This is a genomic window from Curtobacterium flaccumfaciens UCD-AKU, from assembly GCF_000349565.1.
Classification (GTDB): Bacteria; Actinomycetota; Actinomycetes; order Actinomycetales; family Microbacteriaceae; genus Curtobacterium; species Curtobacterium poinsettiae.
Window position 1 is genome coordinate 398,192 of the sequence record NZ_KB714628.1, and the last position, 3,116, is coordinate 401,307.

The following is a 3,116-nucleotide window of genomic DNA, read 5'->3' on the forward strand; positions in this document are numbered from 1 at the left end:
CCGCGCCTCCCGTCCGTCGGCTGGTCGCGTTCGCGACCCGCGGTCGCGTCCGAAGGGTCAGTGACCCAGCTTCGCCAGCTCCTCGAACTCGTCGTCGGTCAGCTCCACCGTGGCACCCGCCAGGTTGTCCTCGAGGTGCGCGACGCTCGACGTGCCGGGGATCGGCAGCATCACCGGGGAGCGCTTGAGCAGCCACGCGAGCGCGAGCTGCGCCGGGGTGGCGCCCTTGCGCTCGGCGATCTCGGTGAGCGGCGAGTCCTCGCCGGTCAGGCCACCCGTGGCCAGGGGGAACCACGGGATGAAGCCGATGCCCTGCTGCTCGGACCAGTCGAGCAGCTCCTCGGCGTCACGCTTCTGCAGGTTGTAGAGGTTCTGCACGGAGACGATCGTGGCGATCTGCTGCGCGGCCTTGACCTCGTCGACGGAGACCTCGGACAGGCCGATGTGGCGGATCTTGCCCTCGTCCTGCAGCTTCTTCAGCTCGCCGACCTGGTCCTCGAGCGGGACCTTCGGGTCGATGCGGTGCAGCTGGAACAGGTCGATGCGCTCCAGGCCCAGGCGGCGGAGGCTCATCTCCGCCTCTTGCCGCAGGTACTCGGGGCGGCCGACGGGCGGCCAGACGTTCGGGCCGGTGCGGGTCAGGCCGGCCTTCGTCGCGATGACGACGTCGTCGCCGTAGGGGTGCAGGGCCTCCTTGAGGAGCTCCTCGGCGACGTAGGGGCCGTACGAGTCGGCGGTGTCGAAGAAGTTCACGCCGAGCTCGACGGCGCGCTTGAGGACGCGGATCGCCTCGTCGTGGTCCTTCGGCGGTCCCCAGACGCCGGGGCCGGTGAGCTGCATGGTGCCGTAGCCGAGCCGGTTGACCTCGAGGTCGCCGCCGATGCGGAAGGTGCCGGAGGACGCGGCCGGACGGTTCGTGGTGTCAGTGCCTGTGGTCATGTCCCCGGTCTACGCCCGGTGCGTTGCCGGTCCCTGAGTCGGTGTCCCCCGACCGCTTGCCGTGTTCGCAGAGTCCACGGACGGGTTCGTGCGCACCGTGGCGTTCGGAGCGGTCGTGCTGCCGTTCAGGCCGCGCTGCTGCTGATCCGCGTCGCGGTCGCCCAGTCGTGCACCCAGTCGGGCAGCGTCAGGTCGCGGTCCGCGCCACCCGCAGCCTCGAGCAGGTCCGCGGTCGGCACGGTCCCGCCGGCACGCCGCAGGAACCGGGCCTGCACCACGGCGCGGGCCATCACGGCACCCTGTCGCACGAACGTCTGCTCCAGGTACACGGCACGGTCGTCGACCCCGAGCACGTGGGTGCGGAGCTCGAACCGCTGCCCGAGCGTCAGCGACCGCTTGTACGTGATCGTCTGCGCCGACACGACGGGGTACCAGCCACGTTCGGACAGCACCGCCCAGTACCCGGAGCGGAGCATCAGGTCGAGCCGACCCAGGTCGAGCATCGACAGGTACTTGCCGTTGTTGACGTGCCGCAGCGGGTCGAGGTCGGTGGGAGCGACCCGGAACGGCGTCCGCACCTCGTCCCAGAGCGAGGCCCGGCGGCGTCCACCGACCCGAGCGCGCAACCGGGTGCGCAGCTGCAGCAGGAGCAGTCGGAAGTACAGGTTCACGGGACGATCACACCAGTGGACCGCGTGCTCGTGCCAGCACCTTGGAGGAACCTCACCAAGCGCGCGGGCGACCGGTGACCCGGAACGCCTGGTCCCGACAAGCGGCGCGAACGGCGGCGCGCAGCCCAACTCGGCCGGTTCAGCCGGGGATGCCGCCGCCGGCGCCGGTGATGCCGGGGTGCGCTGACTTGGCGAGCCCCTCGGTCCTGGAGTGCGCCGCATCGGCTTCGGCCGCGGCGCGTGCGCTGTCACGCGGATCCGACAGGTCTTCGATCGATTCGAGCGCCCGCCGACGACGACGGTTCTGCACCTCGAGCACGGTCAGCAGGGCGCCGATGACGACGACCACGGCGATGACGATCCACATGACGACCACGACACTCCCCCGAACCCGGGGCCCCTGCCCCGTCCCTGGCAGCGTAGCGATGACGAGGCGGGTACAGCCAGTGCCTCCCGCCGTCCCGGGGACCGGGAGTAGACCTGCAGCATGCACACACGCAAGCTCGCAGACCTCGAGGTCGGACCCATCGGCCTCGGAACCATGGGCATGAGCGCCTTCTACACGGGCGCCGGCACCGACGACGACGAGTCGATCCGCACCATCCACCGCGCGATCGACCTCGGCGTCACCATGTTCGACACCGCCGAGGCGTACGGCCCCTACACGAACGAGGAACTCCTGCGCCGCGCGCTCGAGGGCCGTCGCGACGACGTCGTCATCGCGACCAAGTTCGGCCTGTACCGCCACGAGGCCGGTGAGGAGACCCCGACGCAGCAGCGCGGTCTCTCCAGCCAGCCGGAGTCCGTGCGCGAGGCGCTCGAAGGCTCCCTCCGTCGCCTCGGCACCGACCACATCGACCTCTACTACCAGCACCGCGTCGACCCCGCCGTCCCGATCGAGGACGTCATCGGCCAGCTCGCCGGCTTCGTGCAGGAGGGCAAGATCCGGCACATCGGGCTGTCCGAAGCCGGAGCCGAGACCATCCGCAAGGCCCACGCCGTCCACCCGATCACCGCACTGCAGAGCGAGTACTCGCTGTGGACGCGGGACCCCGAGGGCGACGTGCTCGACACCCTGCGCGAGCTCGGCATCGGCCTGGTGCCGTACTCGCCGCTCGGCCGCGGGTTCCTGACCGGCGCGATCACGAAGCCGTCCGACCTGGACTCCGACGACTTCCGCCTGGCGAACCCGCGCTTCCAGCAGGAGGCGTTCGCGCAGAACATGCGCATCGTCGACGCCGTCAAGGACATCGCGACCGAGGCCGACGCCACTCCGGCGCAGGTGTCGCTCGCCTGGCTGCTGGCCCAGGGCGACGACATCGTCCCGATCCCCGGCACGAAGCGGGTCTCGCGCCTCGAGGAGAACGTCGGCGCAGCCGACCTGACCCTCACGACGGACCAGCTGTCGCGCCTGTCGGCGCTGCCGGTCCCGACCGGCGACCGCTACCCCGACATGTCGACCATCGGTCGCTAGACGCGACCGGTTGACGGACGGGAGGCCCGGTG

General features: G+C 70.8%; 4 protein-coding genes. 1 reads left to right on the forward strand and 3 read right to left on the reverse strand.

What is annotated here, in order from left to right:
• Positions 1-57 precede the first annotated feature (57 nt).
• From H489_RS31820 to H489_RS31830, 3 genes are all read right to left on the reverse strand, one after another.
• Positions 58-939, reverse strand: coding sequence for an aldo/keto reductase (locus H489_RS31820; RefSeq protein ID WP_017887877.1), 882 nt, complete (start codon positions 937-939; stop codon positions 58-60).
• Positions 940-1,064: 125 nt separating this feature from the next.
• Positions 1,065-1,610: an acyl-CoA thioesterase gene (locus H489_RS31825; protein WP_017887878.1), complete on the reverse strand. Its 546-nt coding sequence runs from the start codon at positions 1,608-1,610 to the stop codon at positions 1,065-1,067.
• A gap of 139 nt (positions 1,611-1,749) precedes the next feature.
• A complete protein-coding gene (locus H489_RS31830) occupies positions 1,750-1,977 on the reverse strand; it encodes a hypothetical protein (RefSeq protein ID WP_139179590.1) in 228 nt (75 codons plus the stop codon).
• A 120-nt stretch (positions 1,978-2,097) separates the two neighbouring features.
• Here H489_RS31830 and H489_RS31835 point away from each other — a divergent pair, with 120 nt between their 5' ends.
• Complete coding sequence (locus H489_RS31835; protein WP_017887880.1) at positions 2,098-3,084, forward strand: aldo/keto reductase; 987 nt, start codon at positions 2,098-2,100, stop codon at positions 3,082-3,084.
• The last annotated feature ends 32 nt before the right edge of the window (positions 3,085-3,116 follow it).

Excerpts from the sequence above, each read along its gene's own strand:
- H489_RS31830 (WP_139179590.1), bottom strand. The coding sequence starts at position 1,977 with ATGTGGATCGTCATCGCCGTGGTCGTCGTCATCGGCGCCCTGCTGACC.
- H489_RS31835 (WP_017887880.1), top strand. The coding sequence starts at position 2,098 with ATGCACACACGCAAGCTCGCAGACCTCGAGGTCGGACCCATCGGCCTC.
- H489_RS31820 (WP_017887877.1), bottom strand. The coding sequence starts at position 939 with ATGACCACAGGCACTGACACCACGAACCGTCCGGCCGCGTCCTCCGGC.